The organism is Mycobacterium sp. AZCC_0083, from assembly GCF_014202335.1.
Taxonomy (GTDB): Bacteria; Actinomycetota; Actinomycetes; order Mycobacteriales; family Mycobacteriaceae; genus Mycobacterium.
In genome coordinates this window covers 38,261-57,443 of the sequence record NZ_JACHGP010000020.1, presented here as the reverse complement: position 1 = coordinate 57,443, position 19,183 = coordinate 38,261, and the positions used below count along the sequence as shown (strand labels likewise).

The window sequence follows — 19,183 nt, the reverse complement described above, 5'->3', positions numbered from 1 at the left end:
GCACCAAGCGGTGATGATTGTTCCGATCGCCATGCGCCGCGACCCTTGCCGTGCGCTTCACGGAGGTCCGGTCGCGACGCTGACGGAGGAGGATGCTCGATGGTCCGTGACGTTCGAGAGGGGCCGACCGAGGAGTACTGGGATCGGTTGCGGGAGATGATGGGCCCCGACGGCCTGATCACCTACTGGTACCTGGGCCGGGCGTTCAACCAGGCCGTGGACCCCGATACGGTGAGGCTGCGCCGCGATATGCGCAACGGTGCGGGCGGGATCATGGCCGCCCCGCTCGCGATTGCAGCTCCCGAGACAGGTGGCTGGCGCGATCGCGAGGTGGTACCCGCACCTGTCACGTACGGGCTGCACATAGTCGACGACGCTCGCGACGTTGCCGAGATCCGGGTGTCCCGCAGCACCGTGCACCGGGGCCGAAAAATGGGATTCAGCCGCTCGGTGATCACGGACGCCGCCGATTCCTCCCGGGTCATCGCCCTCACGACCGGGGTTGGCATCAAGCTCGGCGACGCCCCGCCGTCGTTTCGGCCGGTGGAGACGCCACCGGAAATGCCCGACACCGCCGATCTCCCGCCGCTGCACGTCGTGTTCGGCGCGCAGCGGAGTTCCGACGGCTGGCGGCTGCCCGCCCTGACGTCTCGTCTCGCTTCGACCTCCGCATCTCTGCACCTGGGACCGATCCACGTAGTGTTCGAAGCCGCCGCGATGGAACTGGCCGCCGAGCTGGCCGGCACCGACACAGTGCAGGTCCAAGCCTGGGATGTGCACTTCGTGAGTCCCGGCCGTGTCGGCCCCTTCTTCGTCCTCGCGGAAGCGAGCGCAGTTCTGGGCGGGCGGGTGGTTGTCCGCCTGACCCTCGTCGACGAGGGCGGCGACGGCGCGGTGGTCGCAGCCGGCGCCGCGGCGTTCGGCGTCTACAGGCAGACGTGACAGTGTCGGCCGACGATTCGCCACGGCACTGGTATGCGACCGGCGTTTACGGAAACCTCACACTGCCCGATGCCATCCTGGGGCGTCGACTGCCCGACCCGACCTTCGCGTCGTCTTTCACAACGCCGCGCGCACTTCTCGACCGCAGGGACCGCCCGGCAACTGACGCCCGAACGCCTCGAGGTCGTCGACTCCTTACCGCGGACTGCCACCGGAAAGGTCCGCAAGGCCGAACTCCGACAACGCCTGCACGCAGGCGCAGACCCAGCGCACCTCAGCTCCAGGCGATCGACTTGAGTTCTGTGAACTCTTCGATGCCGTGGTGCCCCCATTCGCGGCCGACACCGCTCTGCTTGAAGCCGCCGAAGACACCGGTGATGCCCACTCCGTTGGGCTGATCCGCCGACCAGCCAGGCCCCGAGCTGCCGAGCGTCTCGAAGTTGCTCACCGGATGTCCGGCCGTCTGCACGGAGACGTTGCCGGCGCGGATTTGCCGCGCGACGTTGAAGCCACGTGCGGTATTGCCGGCCACGACTCCCCCACCGAGCCCGAAGATCGAATCGTTGGCGATGCGAATCGCCTCGTCTTCGGTCTTGTAGGTGATCACCGTGAGGACCGGACCGAAGATCTCCTCCTGGGCGATACGCATGTCATTGCGAGCGTTGATGAACAGCGTCGGTTCATAGAAGAAGCCTTTGGCAAGGTGCTCGGGGCGCTTGCCGCCGAAGACGAGTTCTGCCCCTTCGTCAATGCCTGATTGCACATAGCCCTCGACCCGCTGCCGCTGCTGTTCGCGGATGAGGGGCCCGATGAGGGTGTCGGACTCTCTGGGATCGCCCACCTTCAGGAAGGACAGCGATTTCTTGGCGCCCTCGACGTAGACGTCGAGCAGGTGTTCGGGCAGCAGAATCCTGGTGTGAATGGCGCAACCCTGCCCGGCATGGATCATCGAGGAGATGATTCCCATCCCGGCAACGTGTTCTTCGGACACGTCATCCAGGACTATCAAGGCACTCTTTCCGCCGAGCTCGAGTTGGAGCCGCTTCACCGTGGGTGCGGCGGCCGCCATGATCGCCCGGCCGGTTGGCGTGGATCCGGTGAAGGTCACCATGTCGACCATCGGGTGGGTCGTCATCTCCTCGCCGACCTCTGCACCGCCGGCGATGACGTTGAGAACACCGGGCGGAAGCTCGGCGTCCTGAGCCGCTTTGGCGATCTCGAACGCGTCCAGCGGCGTCCACTGGTGCGGCTTGAGCACCACGGTGCTGCCTGCGGCCAGCGCAGGCAGCACCTTCACGATGTTCAGGAAGAACGGGAAGTTGAATGGCGTGATGGCCGCCACCACCCCGACCGGTTCCCGGACCACGGCATTGCCTGCCATTCCGGTCGGACCACCAGCCGGCGGTGAAACCTCGGTCCACTGCACCCCAAGCTCCATGGCTTCGGCGATCCACTGGGCGATGTCAATCGTGCCGCGCACCTGGATGATGTCGGCGAGGAATCCGACCGAGCCCGATTCGGCCATCACCAGTTCCTTGAGCATGTCGTGGCGCTCATCGAGGATGGCAGCGAACCGGCGCAGCACGGTCGCCCGTTCCCGAGGGGACTTCCGCGGCCAGGGCCCATCGTCGAAAGCCCGCCTGGCGGCGGCGATCGCGGAGTGGGTCGCCTTGAGGCCCGCGTCGGGAACCGAGCCGATCGCGTCCTCAGTGGCCGGGTCGATGACCTCGATGACGCCCACCGCGTCGTCGGTCGTCCAGGCTCCGTCGATGAACATGCTGTCGTAATCCCACCGGCCACTCACCGCTCGCTACCTCCGTCTCGCACATCTGATGTGCGCCCCATCCAAGGTCCCCGTGAACGGAGGGGCGATGTCCGGATCACGGTAGCAGCCCATTCTTCTGAAGAGAACACTATGTGATTAGGAAGCACCTGAGCTATCGTCAGCGAGCACATGACATCTTCGCATCGACAAAGCCGGAGGGATACCTTGGAAGACGTACTGGGTTACGCAGGCCGCCACGTCGTGGTCACCGGTGCCGCATCCGGGATGGGTGCAGCGACCGCCGCGATCCTGACCGGCCTCGGCGCGCAGGTCACCGCCGTCGACGTCCGGCCCACCAAGCTGCCCGTCGACCAGGTGCTCGAAGTCGATCTGCGCGACCGCGCATCCATCGACGCGGCCGCCGAATCGATCGAAGGACCGATCCACGCCTACTTCGGTTGCGCCGGCCTGCCCGGACCGCCGTTCTCCGGACTGGACGTCATGCTCGTCAACTTCGTCGGAGCGCGTCACCTGATCGACCTCGTCCTGCCGAAGATCCCGGTTGGCGGCGCGATCGCGGTTGTCGCCTCCAACGCCGCCATGGGATGGCAGCTCGAACTGGAGCAACTGATGGGACTGGTCGGCACCGAGGGATTCGACGCGGGCAAACGGTGGTGCGAGGCCAATGGCGAGATGGTGGAATCCGGGGCCTACCCATTCTCCAAGAAGGCGATCAACGCGTGGGTGGCCTCCCGCGCCGCCACGTTGATCACCGACGGAATCCGGCTCAACTGCATCAATCCCGGCCCCACGGACACCGCGATGATGCCCCACTTCGTCGAATTCGCCGGACAGAACATCATCGACGCATTCGTGGGGCCGATCCGGCGGCGCTCCACCCCCGAGGAGCAGGCGTGGCCACTGATCTTCCTCAACAGCCCCCGATCGAGTTACATCAATGGCGAAGCGCTGGTCACTGACGGCGGGTTCTTCGCCGCCGTGCAATCCGGCCAGCTCGACCTGAGCCAGCTCTTCGCAGTCCCAGACAGCAGCGACACGGGAACGCCGGCGACCTGACCGTGCCGTATCGGGTGATCCAGTGGGGCACCGGCAATACCGGTGCCCACACGCTGCGCTTCCTGCTCGGGGATCCCGCATTCGAGGTCGCCGGCGTGTGGGTGAGCCGCGAGCAGAACGTCGGGCGGAGCGCCGGCGAGCTCGCAGGCTTGTCGGCCGGTGGGCCGTCGGCCACGAATGCGGTGGACGAAATCGTGGGCCTGGACGCCGACTGCGTGGTGTACATGGCAGCGGAGCCCAGCGGATCTCCCAACGAGCCCGGCACCGACGGCTGGCACAGCGTCGACACCATCTGCCGCCTGCTGGCCAGCGGCAAGAATGTCGTGGCCACCGGGATCTCCGGGCTGACCAACCCACGGGCCTATGGCGACGACGTGCATGATCGCCTGCGTCTGGCGGCCGAGTCCGGCGCCGCGACATTCTTCGGTACCGGGATCGAACCGGGCTTCATGTGCGACGCCCTGGCCCTCAGCCTCAGCAGCGTGTCCCGTGACATCCGGTCGATCCGGGCACAGGAATGCCTCAGCTACGCGACCTACGACCAGCCGAACTATCACGTCTCGCACGGCGGAATTTGGGGGGCACCGTGCGACAGGACCTATTCCGACGCGTTCGCCGAGCACATCCTCGCGGCCGGAATGGGCGGGCCGGTACAGCTCCTCGCCGATGCTCTCGGGGTGACGCTCGACGAGATCACCGCCACAGTCGACCTTGCCGCCGCCGGCGTGGACTTCAAGGTACCCATGGGACCCATTGCCAAGGGCACGGTGGCCGGATACCGCTTCGAGCTGCTCGGGATGGTCGGCGCGGAGGCCAGGATCGCCGTCGAACACGTCACCCGGATCCACCCCGACGTGGCCCCCGACTGGCCGTCGCTTGGTCCCGGTGGCTTTCGGGTGATCATCGAAGGCACCCCGTCCTTCACTGCCGAGGTCGTCTTCGACGAGGACGACCCGACGGTCGCGGGTTGCCTGGGCACCGCCGCCAGGGCCGTGAACTCGATCTCCATCGTGTGTGCGGCCCCGCCTGGGGTCTGCTCGTTTCTTGATCTGCCGACGATCAGTGCCGCCGGCTCATTCGCCTGAGAACTCTTGGCGGGCCACGTCATTGGCCCGTCCGCGGTAGAACTCGACGGCTTTGCGGATCGCGTCGCGAATGGGTGCTGGCCGCCACCCGAGTTCCCGGCGGGCCTTCCCATGGTCCATCGGAGACATGATGTGCATCAGCCTGACCATCAGCGTCGACAAACGCACATCGCGCCGGAACACCGTCGCGGCTATGTATCCGCCGAAAGCCAGTGCCTAGGCCACGGACAGCGGGATGCCGACGCGGGTTCGCGCTGCCCCGCCGGCGTCCGCGGCATCCTCGATGCCGACCACCTCCGTGCCAATCCCCTTGATGTAGAAGGGCATATGGCCAGTCGCGGCGGCGGAATGTCTTCGGTTCCCTGTTCCGGCGGGCCCGATCTACCTGCCCATCAGCGTGGCACCGAGGCAGTGGGGTGTCTCCGACACCCCAGACGCCATCTTCGGCAAAACGATGGTGGCACCGAGGGAATCGGTCGACTGGAACAACCGACTGACCGACCGTTCACTACTGAGCATCTCCATGCACCGGCCCGTCCGCCACGCCGGCTCCATTCGCGAAGGCGGCCTTGCATCCGATGACGTACTGCACCTCGAGGTCGAATTCCTCCGTCGGCACGCGGGCTTGCACAAATGAGCGGGCGACCCGGTAGGCATCATCCGGGAACGCGATCGAAGAACCCGAGGACGTGCTCGATCCGTCCGTCCCCATCGGTGACGACGACGTCGAATCCGACGATGACGGGTTCGGCGTCGGCGGGCCCGAGACCCCACTGAAAGCGCGCCTGATTGTGGTGGGCATCGACGTCGCCAACCGGCGTGAAGACGAAGCGCGGGAACTGCTCGTGCACGGCATCGATCGCAGCGCTCAGATCATCGTGCCCAACGACGTCGACCATGGGGTCGACGTAGGTGGCGGACCGGCTCCAATGCTGGTTGATGAGTGCGCGGCGCGCCTCGGCATCGGTCTCGTTCCAGCAGGCCAGGTAGTTGGTGATCAGGTCGGTCATGACGGAATCCCTTTCGCGACAGTTGCTTTACTTGACGACGAGTGTGGACGCAACCGAACGCTCCCGTCGATTCCCTCACAGGTAATGCACGGCGACCATCTGTGAAAGTGCTGCGAACCCGTCGGTCCACGCCATGCCGACCGGTTCCGAGCGGGCGATAAGCTGGGTTACGTGCCCAACGTCAAACGCCTGCTCCGGCTGACCCGAATTGCCGTGACCGCGGTGGTGTTGGTGACGGCCGTGACCTCGGGTCTGATGCTGTCCCCCGGCCCCACGGCCAGGGCCGTTGACGCCAAGGCGATCCGGGTGACGTCGGGCCATCTGATCACCGACCCCGACGGCCAGCCCACGGTGGTGTTGTCGATGTACGAGGACTCGTTGTGCCCGTACTGCCGCAAATTCGAGCACACCTTCGGCGCGACCGTCGACAAGCTCATCGCAACCGGCGCGGTCGCGGCCGACTACTACATGGTCGCCATCCTCGACCGGCCGAACCGGGACTACTCGTCACGCGCCGGCGCCGCCGCCTACTGCGTGGCCGACGAGTCCATCGACGCCTTCCGGCGCTTCAAGACCGCGCTCTACGCCCACCAGCCCGCAGAGAGCGCTGCGAGCTTTCCCGACAACGCCGCGCTGATCGACCTCGCACGCCAGGCCGGCGCCGGTGACGCCACCGCCGATTGCATCAACGCCGACACCTATACCGGGACGGTTTCGGGCATGGCCGCCGCGACCAACGTCGAGCACACGCCCACGGTGCGCATCAACGGCCAGGACTACGAGCTGTCGACACCAGATGCACTGGTGGCCAGCATCGAACAGCTATTACCCCCCGTCGCTTCGCTCGCCCCAGTCGTCCACCCGACCGTCGCTTCGCTCGCCCCAGGCGGACCCGTTCCTGGCATCGACGCGCCGCAGTGAGCTCGACGTCAACGGCCGCGGTCGGGTTCCGCTCGGAGCGCGGACCGGTCCTCATCTCGGTCATGCTGAGCACCGGGTTGGTCGCCATCGATTCGACGGTACTGGCGACGGCCATTCCTTCCATCGTCGGCGAGTTGGGCGGCTTCCACCAATTCCCCTGGTTGTTCTCCGCATACCTTCTGGGACAAGCGGTTACCACGCCGATCTACGCGAAGCTCTCCGACGTCTTCGGCCGCAAACCGATCCTACTGCTGGGAGTCGCGCTGTTCCTGCTGGGTTCGATCCTGTGCGCTGCGGCATGGAACATGCTGACATTGATCGTGTTTCGGGCGATTCAGGGCCTCGGCGCCGGCGCGGTCCAACCCACGGCGATGACGATCGTCGGGGATATCTACACGGTGGCCGAACGCGCCAGAGTGCAGGGCTATCTGGCCAGTGTGTGGGCCATTTCCTCGGTCGTCGGCCCAATGCTGGGCGGCGTCTTCTCACAGCTTGGGATCTGGCGCGGGGTGTTCATCATCAACATCCCGCTGTGCCTGCTGGCGGCGTGGATGTTCAATCGGCACTTCCACGAGACGATCACCCCCCGGCACCACACGGTCGATGCCCTTGGCGCTCTCCTGCTGGCGTCGGCGATGACGTCGCTAGTACTGGCCGTCCTCGGCGGCGGCCAGTCCTGGCCATGGGGCTCTGCGCAGAGCATCAGCGCGTTCACGGCGGGCGTGGTGCTGTTGGCCCTCTTCGTCCTCGTGGAGCGCCGGGCGGCCGAACCGATACTGCCGCTGTGGGTGTTCTCCCGCCGCCTGCTGTGTGTGACCACCATCGTGGCGTTCGGCGTCGGCGCCATCCTGATGGGGCTGACCTCCTACGTGCCCACCTATCTCGAGGGTTCGCTGCACGTGCGCCCCATCGTCGCGGGTGCAGCGCTGGCCGCGCTGACGATCGGCTGGCCGACCACGGCAGCCGTGGCCGGGAAGTTGTATCTGCGCTGGGGATTCAAGAAGACTGCAGTGGTTGGCGCCGGACTGGTGACCACTGGTGCATCGGTGCTGGTGGTCATAGCACACCGACCGAACGTCGCCGTCGTCGCGGCGGTGTGCTTCGTGATCGGCGCAGGCATGGGGCTGCTGGCGGTACCCACACTGATCGCCGCGCAGTCCAGTGTCGACTGGAACGAGCGCGGCGTCGTCACGGGCAACAACATGTTCGCCCGTTCACTGGGTAGTGCTGTCGGCGTCGCCATCTTCGGTGCGATCGCGAACTCGATCTTCGGCCCCGGTGACATCCAATCAATTGGCCCGGCGGCCATTCAATCGGGCGCGGCTGCGGTATTCATCGGCGTGCTGATCCTTGCCGCAGCGACGGCCGTCGCGGTCGTCGTCATGCCGCGCACCGCTCCGTTTCTCGCCGATTCCGGCCCAAGCCGCTAATCCACCCCAACGAACGCCTGCTCGTGGGACACCACCTTCAACCTCATGGCTGCGGCAGTGGCCGGCCCGACGATGCCGTCGACCTTCAAGCCGGGCGTACGTCGCTGAAACTCCTTGACCGCCGCCTCGGTGGCCGGGCCAAACTGGCCGTCAATGACGAGATCCCCTGCGTACTGCGCATAGGTCTCCTTGAGCCGGCGTTGGAGTTCGGCGACCTCCGGTCCGGAGGAACCAGCGAAGAGCAGGATGTCGGCGTACTCGCCGATCGGGGCGGGCGGTCTCGGGGTCGGCGCCGGATCGGGAACCGCGCCGATGCGGGCCTGGATGTCACGGCGCAGGATGTCCATGTCGATGGCGCCAGGGTCCCATTTGCCTTGTGCGCGACCGGCGTACTCCTTGTGCCCGATGGTGCGGCTGGAGGTTTGCGCGAGGCGGCGATTAATCGCGGCGCAGCACCGGACCAAGGCGTCGTACTGGGCGTCGGGCCAGTTCTGCCGGTGCGGCGCTGAGGGGCTGGTGCCGGTGTTGGCGCACTCGATGCCGATCATGTGCCAGTTGCCCATGTTGGTCGGCAGCCATGGATACATGCCGATGCCGGCGTGCCACGCGACTCCGGCCGCGATGACGGTGACGGTGCCGTCCCGCGCGATGTGCAGCTGGGCCAACGGACCTGTCAGATCGGGGCGCCCGTTGGCGATCGAGGCTGCGGTGGCGGTGTCGGACCCGGTGTGATGCACCATCACGCCGCGGATGTCCTTGAAGTCGCCATGACCGCGATCGCGCCAGCCGGGGTATTCGACGAGGTTGACGCCTTCCGCACGGAGTACGTCGGCGAGCCATGTCGGGTCGCCGGTCCATCGTCCGGTCTGCGGCACTGAGAAACTCCTTCGATGGTCGGCGGTATTCGCCCCCGACAACAGCCTACGTATCGTGGTGTGTCTTCGGCCATGCCGAGAAGAGCTGTCTCACAGCAGGTTTACTCGTTAATCGGCTAGTCCGGCACTATGCAGGTGGGCGAGTGCCACGCCGGCGGAGACGATTTGCCACAGCGGTCAGCCGTAGTACGAAAGAAGCGGCAGCGTGATGTACGCGACTGCTCCGCCCACCGCCAGCAGGAGCACGCCTGCTGCCCGCACTGCGTAACCCCCACCCCGGATGATCGCGGCCAGGGCCATCACCGCACCGGCCACCAGCAGACCGGTGGCCAAGTGCGTGGTGTCCGCCGCATCCGCGGTCCGGGTGCCGCCATCGAAGTCTGCGGCGAACGCCGAGGTCCCGATGATCGACACGTCGAGCAGTCCCGCCAGCCCGTAACCGAGCACCGAGAGCACGCCAAACAGCCTGCCGAGTCCCGCTGGCCGCGTGCGTGACTCACGACTGGTGTACTCGGGGAATCCGTCGCGCATGACACCTACGGTTCCGGACAGACGAGTGGAAGACATCGGTAGGACTACTCAGATGCCGTGTCGATGTCCATCGCGGACAGCCCCTGACGGCGTCGGCGACGACTACAGCTGACGTGGCATGGGTTTCGCCAAGTTCGGCGAACGGCACACGATGCGCATCACGCTGCCCCCGCGGATGGGTCAGGCCGGTCTGCTGCCCAAGAGGTGGTGTTCGATGAGTACGGCACCCTTGGTGACGCCGCCGGTGGCCGCGTAGCCCTCGGCAACGCGGCGGGCACCGTCGGTCATGAGGAGCGCTTCGTCGACTGCGCGACGCAGCCGCTGGACGGTGAGCTTGCGGGCTGGCAGTCGGGTTCCGCATTGCGCGACTTCCACGCGGCGCGCGACCTCCAGTTGGTCGCGTCCGTAGGGCACTACGCACACCGGCACGCCCCGGGCAAGTGCCTTTTGCGTCGATCCCATGCCGCCGTGGGTGATCGCGCAGACGGCGCGATCGAGGATCAGGCCGTGGGGGGCGGTCTGGCGGACGGTGGCGTTTGGTGGCGGGATCACCTCGCGCGGGACGCCAGAGGGGAAGGTGGCCACGACGTGCACCCGATGGTCGGCCAGTGCCTGCATGGCGGTCAAGGGCAGCGCCGAATCGTTTTGATACTCGGTGGAATTGGTGACCAGCACGATTGGTTGATCGATTTCGGCGAGCCAGGGCGGGACGGTTGCGGGAGCGGGGTCGTAGGCACACGGGCCGATGAAGTGCGCCGTTGCGGGCCAGTCTGGGTGGGGGTATTCGAAGGGCTCGGCGCTCGCCAGCAGCAGCAGTGGTGCGCGGGCGACGAACTCATCGGCGCTGTGTACAACGGTGGCGCCGGCGGCGCTGCGCACCTGAGCAAGTGCCGATAGCATCGCGCGTTCGAGTGCACCGGTGGTCAGCGGACGCAGTGCGCAGTCGCGCAGCCGCCCGGCCAGGCCCGGCCACGGCGCCAATCCCGGCCCGAACGGCGGTACGCCGCGTGAGCGCAGGAACGGCGGGTATGGCCAGAACGCTGCCCACGGGAGCTCGGCGGCATCGGCTACCGAGGCGGCGCCCCAGCAGTTGGCGTCGACGATCAGAGCGTCGGGTGCGACTTCGTCGATGGCGTGGCGGGTGTCGTCGACCTCGAGCATGCCTCGGGCGCCGAACACCTCCATCGTCAGCTTGAGTGCGCCGAGCGGGTTTCGGGCCGTCCAGTCTCTCAAGGCCACCCCCTCGATGCGCGGGTCGACGGCGGCGGCCTCGAATCCGGCGGCCCGACTCAACGAGACGGCGGCAGCCGGTGTCCGCACCAATACCCGGTGCCCGCGCGATCGCAGTTCCAGGAGCAGCGCGGTGATCGGGTAGACGTGGCCCAGCGCCGGTGAGGTGTAGGCCAGGATGGTGGCCACTAGCCGGTGCGCCTCAGGAGTGGCTCGAGCAGCTCGAGCAGCGCGGTGTGGGTTTGGGCGCGGCTCAGCGAGCCGCCGTGGCGCAGCAGGTGCCAGGTCCGGACGTCGCAGACTGCGGTGAATTGGGCCAGCCGACGGGCCCGCTGAGCGCGGGTGAGATCGGTCAGCGACGCCGCAAAAACTCGTCCACACCAGTCCCGGTGGTAGTCCGCGCCGCCTTCGACCATGGCCCGCACCGCGGGGGAGGTGCCCTGCTGGGCGATCAACTTCAGCACCAGGGAGCCGAACCGCTCGTAGTGGTCGATCAAGTTCGCCACGACTGCGGTGGTGTCGCCGGGCTCGGCCGCGCCCCGTTGAGCGAACACCTCGCGGGCGAACCGTTCGATGGCCGCGGCGAACACCGAGTCCCGGTCGCCGAAGCGGCGCAGCACGGTCTGCACGGTGACCCCTGCGTTGTCGGCGACCTCCCCCAAGGTGATGTCGGTGATCGGCGCGGATTCCAGCAGTGTCGTCGCCGCGGCGACGATCCGTTCTGCGGTCTCTGCTGCGGCGACCGACCGAGTGGTCATGTCATAGGAACGAGGAACTTTCATCGTGCGGTGCGACTCCGGTCAGTACGGGCGACCCCCGAGTGACGATCACCAGAATTTGGTGTTGACAACGTTATCACGAAATCGTGTTTTTCATATTAATGTCACTAATATTAATCGGGGATGGTCATGAACGATCAATCGGCTAAGTCCGCCGCGGACCTCGTTGGGGTCACCAACTCAGGGCTGCGTGAACATCCGATGGGCCCGACGCTGCGCGCCCGCCGCGGCGAGACGGTCGCAGCCATTGTCACCAACGGTCTGCCCGAGCCCGCCAGCGTGCATCCTCGTGCTGCGGGCCGCACCGGAACTGACTGCGGCGCCGCCCATTCCGGACACGTTGGCCACCATCGCCAATCTGGTCGCGCCCGGCACACCGGCCACCCGGACCTTCGATTTGCACTGGTACATGATCAACGGTCAACGCATGGACATGAACCGCATCGACCTCACCGTCCCGGTCGACACCACGGAGGTCTGGGCGGTCCGCAACACTCATACTTGGCCGCACAACTTCCACGTCCACGACGTCCAGTTCCAAGTCGTCGCGATCGACGGGAACGCGCCCCGCTGCAGCTGTCCGGGTGGAAGGACACCGTGTACGCCGAACCGGGTCGCACCTACACCCTGGCCATGCGCTTCGCTGACTACTCCGACCCGACGTTCCCGTACATGTACCACTGCCACCTGCTGCACCACGAGGACCAGGGAATGATGGGACAGTTCCTGGTGCTTGGCCCCGACCAGGTCCCTGCCCCGATGGCGATGCCGGGGATGGACCCGGGAATGGACATGAGCACCCACGGCGGGCACTGAGCAGTATCGTCCACATCGGTCCATCAGTCATGCGCCCGTCCGACCGTGGGAGGTACACCAGCCGATGCCATTGACGATCATGTTCTGGCCGGAGTCGGCGTACGGGCCGACGAATCAATGCATCGGGCTGGCAGCCATCCTGCGCGATCGCGGGCACACCATCGTGTTCGCGGCCGAGAGCTCGTGGGCGGGCAAGCTCGAGCCGTTCGGTTTCGTCGAGGAGCTCGTCGAGCTGGCCGAACCAGCCTCGGGAGACGACGCCGGCGAAGCAGATGCGGGAAAGTTCTGGACCGACTTCATCGCCGAAACCGCGCCCGAGTTCCGCAAACCGACCATCGAACAGCTGGCGACGTTCATCCAGCCGACGTATCAGGCGCTCATCGACGGGGCCAAGTACTGCGAGCCCCGGCTGCGGGAGATCATCGCCACGCACCGCCCCGACGTCATCGTCGAGGACAACGTCGTGCTCTTCCCGGCGCTGGTGACCTCCGGGGCGCCGTTCGTGCGGATCGTGTCGTGCAGCCCGCTGGAGGTGCCCGGTCCCGGCGTGCCACCACCGTTCTCCGGGCTGCCAAGCGCCGACTCGTCGCAATGGGACGCCTACCGTGCCGAGTTCGACCGCACCCACCGCGCCCTGTGGACCGACTTCGACTCCTGGGTGCGGGCCCAGGGTGCCGACGCATTGCTCGAGCGGGAGTTCATGCCGCGCGGCAACGCCGCCAACCTCTACGTGTACCCGGCAGAGGCCGACTACCTCGACGCCAGGCCGCTCGACGACAGCTGGACGCGGATGGACTCCAGCGTGCGTGGCACCGACGAGGAGTACACACTCCCGGCCGAGGTCGCCAACCGGCCCGACGGCGTCGGGCTGGTCTACCTGTCATTGGGTTCGCTCGGTGGGGCCGACGTCGAGCTCATGCAGCGCCTCGTCGACGTGCTGGGTACCACCCGGCACCGCTTCATCGTCAGCAAGGGGCCACAGGCCGATCGAATCAACCTGGCGGACAACATGGTCGGAGCTCAGATGCTTCCGCAGACCAAGGTAATCCCACAGGTCGACCTGGTGATCTCGCACGGTGGCAACAACACCGTCACCGAGTCACTGCACTTCGGCAAGCCACTGATCGTCTTGCCCCTGTTCTGGGATCAATACGAAAATGCCCAGCGCGTCGACGAACTCGGGTTCGGAGTGCGGCTGGACACGTATGCCTTCCCCGACGCCGAGCTGACAGACGCCGTGGAGCGCCTGTTGACCGACACCGAGCTGCGCGCGCGGCTCGCAGACATCGGTTCGGCGATCCGCGCCCGCGACGGCCTGCGCGTGGGTGCCGACGTCATCGAGCGCGTGGGTACCCAGCACCGAGCGTCGGTTGACTGACACCGTCGACACGCTCGAACTCACTGAGGACAAACGTCTTTCGGTGATCTCCACGGCCGGAGGCCTGGCGGCGGTCCCGATGCTGCGCGGTAGTGACGGACAGTGGCGTCGAGCGCAGCCGGGCGACGGCGTTGCCGAGGCCCTGCTCGTTCTTCTGGCCGAGGTGCCCGGATCGGCGACGCGCGGACGGTTCACCTTCCGCTCCTGGGCCCGGTACGCCGCGACGGGCGAGCGTTCAGTCGGCGTCGACCAAACCAACGAGTCGGTCATCGTCGGCGACGCCGCCGTCGTCAAGTGGGCGACCCACCTGCAGGACGGCCCGCACCCGGCGCCGCGCCGGATCAGCGTGCTGCACGATGCCGGCTTCGGCGGCATGCCCTCACCGTGGGGGCTGGTCACGTGGCACCCTCCTGGCGGCGCGGAGACCTTGGTGGCCAACGTCGACGAGTACCTGCCGAGCGCGGTGGACGGGTGGACCTGGGCCGTCGACTTGATCACCGACGCCGCCGGTGCCCGACACACGGAGCCGCTCGTCGCTGCAACCGCCCAGGTCGGCGGGGTGATCGCCGAATTGCACGCCGCGCTGTCCAGCACCGCCATCGTCGCCACGCGCCAGGACGCCGCCCGGTGGCGGGACGACAGCCTCGCCACCCTCGAGAATGCCTGTGCACTAGGCGATTCCGCGGCCGTGACGTGCGCACGTGCACGCCGCCACGAGATAGAGGCCCTCCTGGACAGCCTCGGCGCACTGGCAGGCACACCGATCATCGAAGGCCACGGCGACCTGCACGTCGGCCAGATCCTGCACAGCGGCAACCGATTCGTGGTGACCGACTTCGACGGCAACCCCGTGCTGCCCGCACCGCAGCGGATGCTGCCGGTTCCGGCCGCCCTCGACGTCGCAGGGATGTCCCAGTCGCTGGCTCACGCCGCGATCGTCGCCCGCAAGTACACCGAACTCGACGCCGCCGCACTGACAGATGCCGACGGGGCTGGCCGCGCGGCGTTCCTCGACGCCTACGCGCGCAGCCTGGCCGGGCTCGGCCACGCGGAGGTGTACGAGGCGGGTGCGATGCACGCCTTCCGGGTACAACAGGTTCTCCGCGAGATCGTCTATGCCGCACGGCATCTTCCTCGATGGATGTATGTCCCAGATGCAGCCCTGCCCGCTCTCCTCGACGAAGGGACGCAAACGTGAAGCCCGATGGTTTCGCCGCCGACCTGCACCGCAAACCCGAAGTGCTGCACCACCTCGCCACGACGCTGACCGCAGGCAACCCGTGGGCGGACGTGGTGCCGCACGACGTCGACCGCGTGGTTCTGCTCGGCATGGGGTCCTCGGCGTATGCCGGGGGCGTCGCCGCGGCCAGGATGCGCGCCCGGGGTCTGGTCGTCACCTCGGAGCTTGCCTCTTCGCGGCTGCTACCCGACTGGGGACCGGGAACGCTCGTGGTGGCGACGTCGGCCAGCGGAGGCTCGGTCGAGACCCTCGACGCGCTGAGTCGGCTCCCCCAGGGGGTGCGAACGGTCGCGTTGACCAACATACCTGGCTCGGCGATCACGCAGCGCTGCGACGCCGTCGTCGACCTCGCTGCCGAGCCGGAGGTAGGCGGGGTCGCCTGTCGCAGCTACCAGCACACCCTGGCCCTGCTGATGGCGCTGGAGTGTCACCTCACTGGAACCGACACGGCCGCCCTCAGCAACACCGTCGCGTCGGCGGCCACCGCGACCGCCCACCTCATCGAGACCGAGTCAGACTGGCGACCAACACTTTCCGATCTACTCCTTGGCCCCGACGGAACACACCTTGCGGCGCCGGCGCACCGGTTCTGCTCGGCCCAGCAGGGCGCGCTGATGCTGCGCGAGGGGCCGCGCCTGCCCGCGGTCGGGTGCGAGACCGGCGACTGGAGCCATGTCGATGTCTACCTGACGAAGACCACCGACTACCGCTTGCTCGTCTTCGCCGGGTCCTCCTGGGAGGCACAGTTGGCGGAGTGGACCACCGAGCGCGGCAGCACCGTCGTCAGCGTCGGTGGAAGTGTTCCAGGGGCGCGGTACGAACTGGGCTATCCTGGCGATTCCGACGACGACGTTCGGCTTCTCACCGAGGTTCTGGTGCCCGAACTCCTCGCTGCCCGCGCGTGGCAGGGCTAGCAGACCGCCATTTTTTGTCGGACCCCTCTGCTTTGATGAGTTATGTCTTCGCCGGCAACCCCTTTGGCTCCTCGGGTGTCCCCGAAGGAGCGTCTGGAGGTGTTGTTGGACGAGGCGGCAGAGTTGACCGGTCAGCGCAACGCGATCGATGGCCGCCTGGTGGAGATCGTCGCCGAGATCGAACACGACGAACTGTGCGGCATGACCGGCGCACGCTCGATCCCCGCACTGGTGGCCTGGATGACCGGTGTGTCACCGCGCAACGCCGAAACCATCGCCGCCATCGCCCACCGGATCGAGGAGTTCCCCAAGTGCGCGGCGGGTATGCGGGAGGGCCGGTTCTCGGTGGATCAGGTCGGTGTCATCGCCGAGAAGGCCGCCGACGGGTCCGATGCGCATTACGCGGAGATGGCCGGCTACTCGACGGTCACCCAGCTGCGCACCGCGATCAAGCTGGAACCGCGACCCGAACCCGAGGTGAAGCCGGAACCCGTTCGGTCGATCAGCAAGACCTCCGACGAGCAATCCGCCACGTGGAAGATCACCCTGCCGCACGACGAGGCGGCGGTCTTCGACGCCGCCCTGGGCTCGCATCGGGATGCGCTGATCGCCGAGTGGAAACGTGACCACGAAGATGGCGCCGACGGCGCACCGCCGATGCCGAACACCGTGGACGGGTTCATGAGCCTGGTCGTGGCCGGCTGGGACGCCGATGTCGCCCGGCGTCCGCACGGGCAGCGCACCACCGTGGTCGTGCACCTCGACATCGAATCACGCATCTCCGCACTGCATCTGGGCCCGCTGCTCTCCGATGACGATCGCCGCTACCTGACCTGCGATGCGACCTGCGAAGTCTGGTTTGAGCGCGACGGGCGGGTGATCGGCTCAGGACGGGCGGCCCGCACCGTCAACCGACGGCTGCGCCGCGTTCTCGAGCACCGCGACCGCTGCTGCGTGGTCCCCGGCTGCGGGGCGACCCGCGGGTTGCATGCCCACCATCTCGTGCACTGGGAGGACGGCGGACTCACCGAGTTGGACAACCTGGTGCTGGTCTGCCCGTATCACCACCGGGCCCACCATCGCGGTGTCATCACGATCACCGGACCCGCCCAACACCTCGTCGTCACCGACCAAGACAACAGACCACTGAAGGCCGGATCACTGGCGCGACCCCCGACCACACCCCCACCCGCGGTCAAACCGTGTTCCGGGCCGACCGGCGAACGCGCCGACTGGTGGTGGTACCAACCCTTCCAACCCCAACCACCACCCTCGACCAACTAGTGTGTCGCCGCGAGGAAGCAACCTTCGAAGTGACCGTTCTCGATGCCGACGGTCTGCATGAACGAGTGGGCAACGACCGAGCCGACCATTCGAAACCCCGCTTCCCGCAACGCTTTGGACATCCGGCGGGATTCCAGGCTGTCCATCCGGCCATCGGCCCAGGTGCGTAGTCGATGGTGCTCGCGCGGTTCATGGCGCCACGCCAGTTCCGACAGCGAGTACTTCGACACCAGACCCGCGTTGTGAATCGTGGCCTCGATCTTTCGACGGTTCCGAATGATCGACGTATCGGCCATCAATCGGTCGACGTCGCCGGGTGTCATCGCCGCAACGGCGGCCGGGTCGAATCGGTGAAACGCCGACCGCAAGTCGTCGCGCTTGTCGAAGACGATCCCCCATGACAGGCCGTTCTCGAAGTACGTCAGCACGAGCACCTCGAACAGGGTGGCCTCGTCGTGCGTCGGCTGACCCCATTCGCGATCGTGATACCCCGTCAGGTCACGACTGGTCTCGGTGGCCCAACGGCACCGGGTGACGCCGTCGCCCGAAGTCACGACGGTAGGCAGGTGGGGTTCGATGCCGACACCGGCCATCGCCTTCACCTGACGCCCCGATGTGCCCGTCGCCGTTGGGCTTTCCTCATCGCGCCTGCGGATTCTCCAGGACCAGCGCGATGCCCTGCCCCGAACCGATGCACACGCCGATCACCCCGTACCGTGCGTTGCGTTCACGCAGTTCCGTGGCCACGGTCAGCACGTATCGGGTGCCCGATGCCCCGAACGGGTGCCCGGTGGCGACCGCTCCCCCATTGGGGGTCAGCAAGGCATCCGGCATGGTGAACCCGTCCAGCTGATTGGACAGTTCGCGGACCACTCCCAGCGCCTGGGCGCTGAAGGCCTCGTGGATCTCCCACACGTCGACCTGGTCGGGGGTGAGCCCGGCGCGTTTGAGCGCCATGGGAATTGCAAATGCCGGCGCGAGCCCCATGATCAGCGGATCGATGCCGTACACCGCTGACGACACCACCCTGGCGAGGGGTTCGACGCCCAGTTCGGCCGCCTTCTCGCCCGATGCGATCAGGATCGCACTGGCCCCGTCGGTCAACGGTGACGAGTTGCCTGCGGTCATCTGCGTGGTGCCGGACTGGGCAGGCAGCGCGGCCAACCGTTCGGCGGTGGTGTCATCGCGGATGAACTCGTTGTGCTCGAACGTGCGTGCCGGTGTCGTCTTGGTGGCCGCTATCGGCACAGGCATGATCTCCTTGGCCAGCCGACCGGAGTCGCGGGCGGCCGCGGCAAGGAACTGGGACCGCAAGGCGAACGCGTCTATCTCCTCGCGGGTGAACCCGTAGCGGTCCGCCACGTTCTGAGCCGTCTCGATCATCGAGATATAGGCGTTGCGCGCCAACAGGACCGGGTTCGGCGGGCCGCCGGCCCCTGCCCACATCGTGTCGAGCATGAAGACGGGGCCGCGCGGCGCAAACGGCGCGTCCCCCTTCATCAGAGCCCAGCCCGAACGGGACATCGATTCCACGCCGGCGGCGATGCCGAGGTTGAGGTCTCCCGCCTTGATCGCGTGGCTGATGTTGACGGTCGCGCTCACCGACGACCCGCAGAACCGGTTGATCGTGGCGCCAGGGACGCTGTCGGGGAAGCCTGCGGCCAGTGCACCCCAACGGGCGATGTCTCCCATGCCCTCGTGGGCCGTGTTCACGCACCCGGCGATGATGTCCTCGACCTGATCGAGCGGTATCCCGACACGTTCACAGGCGCCTCGCATCGTCATCCCGAGGAGATCGTCGGTTCGCAGGTGCGACAGGGATCCGCCGTACCGCGCGAAGGGTGTGCGTGTCCCGCCAAGAACGAATGCATCAGTCATCGCAGCACTCCCGAAGGTTGGTGTGAAG

General features: G+C 67.0%; 19 protein-coding genes and 1 pseudogene. 10 read left to right on the top strand and 10 right to left on the bottom strand.

Going from position 1 to position 19,183, the window contains the following annotated elements:
• Positions 1-99 precede the first annotated feature (99 nt).
• Positions 100-942, top strand: coding sequence for a hypothetical protein (locus tag HNP02_RS35715; protein ID WP_184445389.1), 843 nt, complete (start codon positions 100-102; stop codon positions 940-942).
• 274 nt (positions 943-1,216) lie between these two features.
• Here HNP02_RS35715 and HNP02_RS35710 read toward each other — a convergent pair whose 3' ends face one another.
• Positions 1,217-2,746, bottom strand: a complete 1,530-nt coding sequence (locus HNP02_RS35710) for an aldehyde dehydrogenase family protein (protein ID WP_184445388.1) — start codon at positions 2,744-2,746, stop codon at positions 1,217-1,219.
• 186 nt (positions 2,747-2,932) lie between these two features.
• Between HNP02_RS35710 and HNP02_RS35705 the strand changes: the two genes are divergently transcribed.
• Positions 2,933-3,784, top strand: coding sequence for an SDR family oxidoreductase (locus tag HNP02_RS35705; protein ID WP_184445387.1), 852 nt, complete (start codon positions 2,933-2,935; stop codon positions 3,782-3,784).
• A 2-nt stretch (positions 3,785-3,786) separates the two neighbouring features.
• Positions 3,787-4,869: a dihydrodipicolinate reductase gene (locus HNP02_RS43895; RefSeq protein WP_184445386.1), complete on the top strand. Its 1,083-nt coding sequence runs from the start codon at positions 3,787-3,789 to the stop codon at positions 4,867-4,869.
• Here the strand turns inward: HNP02_RS43895 and HNP02_RS43240 are convergent.
• A complete protein-coding gene (locus tag HNP02_RS43240; RefSeq protein ID WP_255507344.1) occupies positions 4,858-4,989 on the bottom strand; it encodes a hypothetical protein in 132 nt (43 codons plus the stop codon). The genes HNP02_RS43895 and HNP02_RS43240 overlap by 12 nt on opposite strands.
• 536 nt (positions 4,990-5,525) lie before the next feature.
• Positions 5,526-5,879: a nuclear transport factor 2 family protein gene (locus HNP02_RS35695; RefSeq protein ID WP_184445385.1), complete on the bottom strand. Its 354-nt coding sequence runs from the start codon at positions 5,877-5,879 to the stop codon at positions 5,526-5,528.
• Between the two features lie 171 nt (positions 5,880-6,050).
• Between HNP02_RS35695 and HNP02_RS35690 the strand changes: the two genes are divergently transcribed.
• Together HNP02_RS35690 and HNP02_RS35685 are read left to right on the top strand one after the other, a co-directional pair.
• A complete protein-coding gene (locus HNP02_RS35690; RefSeq protein WP_309241804.1) occupies positions 6,051-6,800 on the top strand; it encodes a DsbA family protein in 750 nt (249 codons plus the stop codon).
• Entirely contained in the window at positions 6,797-8,230 is a 1,434-nt protein-coding gene (locus HNP02_RS35685) for an MFS transporter (RefSeq protein ID WP_309241803.1), read from the top strand. The genes HNP02_RS35690 and HNP02_RS35685 overlap by 4 nt, the downstream gene beginning before the upstream one ends.
• On the opposite strand, the gene HNP02_RS35680 is transcribed toward HNP02_RS35685, so the two are convergent.
• The 5 genes from HNP02_RS35680 to HNP02_RS35660 form a co-directional block, all read right to left on the bottom strand.
• Complete coding sequence (locus HNP02_RS35680) at positions 8,227-9,105, bottom strand: peptidoglycan-binding domain-containing protein (protein ID WP_184445384.1); 879 nt, start codon at positions 9,103-9,105, stop codon at positions 8,227-8,229. The two genes, HNP02_RS35685 and HNP02_RS35680, sit on opposite strands and share 4 nt — an antisense overlap.
• Before the next feature lie 177 nt (positions 9,106-9,282).
• Positions 9,283-9,636 (bottom strand): hypothetical protein, encoded by a 354-nt coding sequence (locus tag HNP02_RS35675; protein WP_184445383.1) that lies wholly within the window; start codon positions 9,634-9,636, stop codon positions 9,283-9,285.
• Between the two features lie 180 nt (positions 9,637-9,816).
• Positions 9,817-11,055 (bottom strand): nucleotide disphospho-sugar-binding domain-containing protein, encoded by a 1,239-nt coding sequence (locus tag HNP02_RS35670; protein ID WP_184445382.1) that lies wholly within the window; start codon positions 11,053-11,055, stop codon positions 9,817-9,819.
• Complete coding sequence (locus tag HNP02_RS35665; RefSeq protein WP_184445381.1) at positions 11,055-11,624, bottom strand: TetR/AcrR family transcriptional regulator; 570 nt, start codon at positions 11,622-11,624, stop codon at positions 11,055-11,057. Before HNP02_RS35665 ends, HNP02_RS35670 begins: the two co-directional genes overlap by 1 nt.
• A gap of 201 nt (positions 11,625-11,825) precedes the next feature.
• Complete coding sequence (locus HNP02_RS35660; RefSeq protein WP_184445477.1) at positions 11,826-12,056, bottom strand: hypothetical protein; 231 nt, start codon at positions 12,054-12,056, stop codon at positions 11,826-11,828.
• Between HNP02_RS35660 and HNP02_RS35655 the strand changes: the two are divergent.
• From HNP02_RS35655 to HNP02_RS35635, 5 genes and pseudogenes are all read left to right on the top strand, one after another.
• Positions 12,055-12,461 (top strand): annotated as a pseudogene (locus tag HNP02_RS35655) (multicopper oxidase domain-containing protein). The gene HNP02_RS35660 and the pseudogene HNP02_RS35655 sit on opposite strands and share 2 nt — an antisense overlap.
• 64 nt (positions 12,462-12,525) lie before the next feature.
• Positions 12,526-13,839: a glycosyltransferase gene (locus HNP02_RS35650; protein WP_184445380.1), complete on the top strand. Its 1,314-nt coding sequence runs from the start codon at positions 12,526-12,528 to the stop codon at positions 13,837-13,839.
• On the top strand, positions 13,832-15,037 hold the full coding sequence (locus HNP02_RS35645) for a glucosamine kinase (RefSeq protein ID WP_184445379.1): 1,206 nt from the start codon (positions 13,832-13,834) through the stop codon (positions 15,035-15,037). The genes HNP02_RS35650 and HNP02_RS35645 overlap by 8 nt, the downstream gene beginning before the upstream one ends.
• Positions 15,034-15,993: an SIS domain-containing protein gene (locus HNP02_RS35640; protein ID WP_184445378.1), complete on the top strand. Its 960-nt coding sequence runs from the start codon at positions 15,034-15,036 to the stop codon at positions 15,991-15,993. The genes HNP02_RS35645 and HNP02_RS35640 overlap by 4 nt, the downstream gene beginning before the upstream one ends.
• Positions 15,994-16,035: 42 nt before the next feature.
• On the top strand, positions 16,036-17,277 hold the full coding sequence (locus tag HNP02_RS35635; RefSeq protein WP_184445377.1) for an HNH endonuclease signature motif containing protein: 1,242 nt from the start codon (positions 16,036-16,038) through the stop codon (positions 17,275-17,277).
• Here HNP02_RS35635 and HNP02_RS35630 read toward each other — a convergent pair.
• Positions 17,274-17,870, bottom strand: coding sequence for a DNA-3-methyladenine glycosylase I (locus HNP02_RS35630; protein ID WP_184445376.1), 597 nt, complete (start codon positions 17,868-17,870; stop codon positions 17,274-17,276). The genes HNP02_RS35635 and HNP02_RS35630 overlap by 4 nt on opposite strands.
• A 46-nt stretch (positions 17,871-17,916) precedes the next feature.
• Entirely contained in the window at positions 17,917-19,155 is a 1,239-nt protein-coding gene (locus HNP02_RS35625) for a thiolase family protein (RefSeq protein WP_184445375.1), read from the bottom strand.
• Between the last annotated feature and the right edge of the window lie 28 nt (positions 19,156-19,183).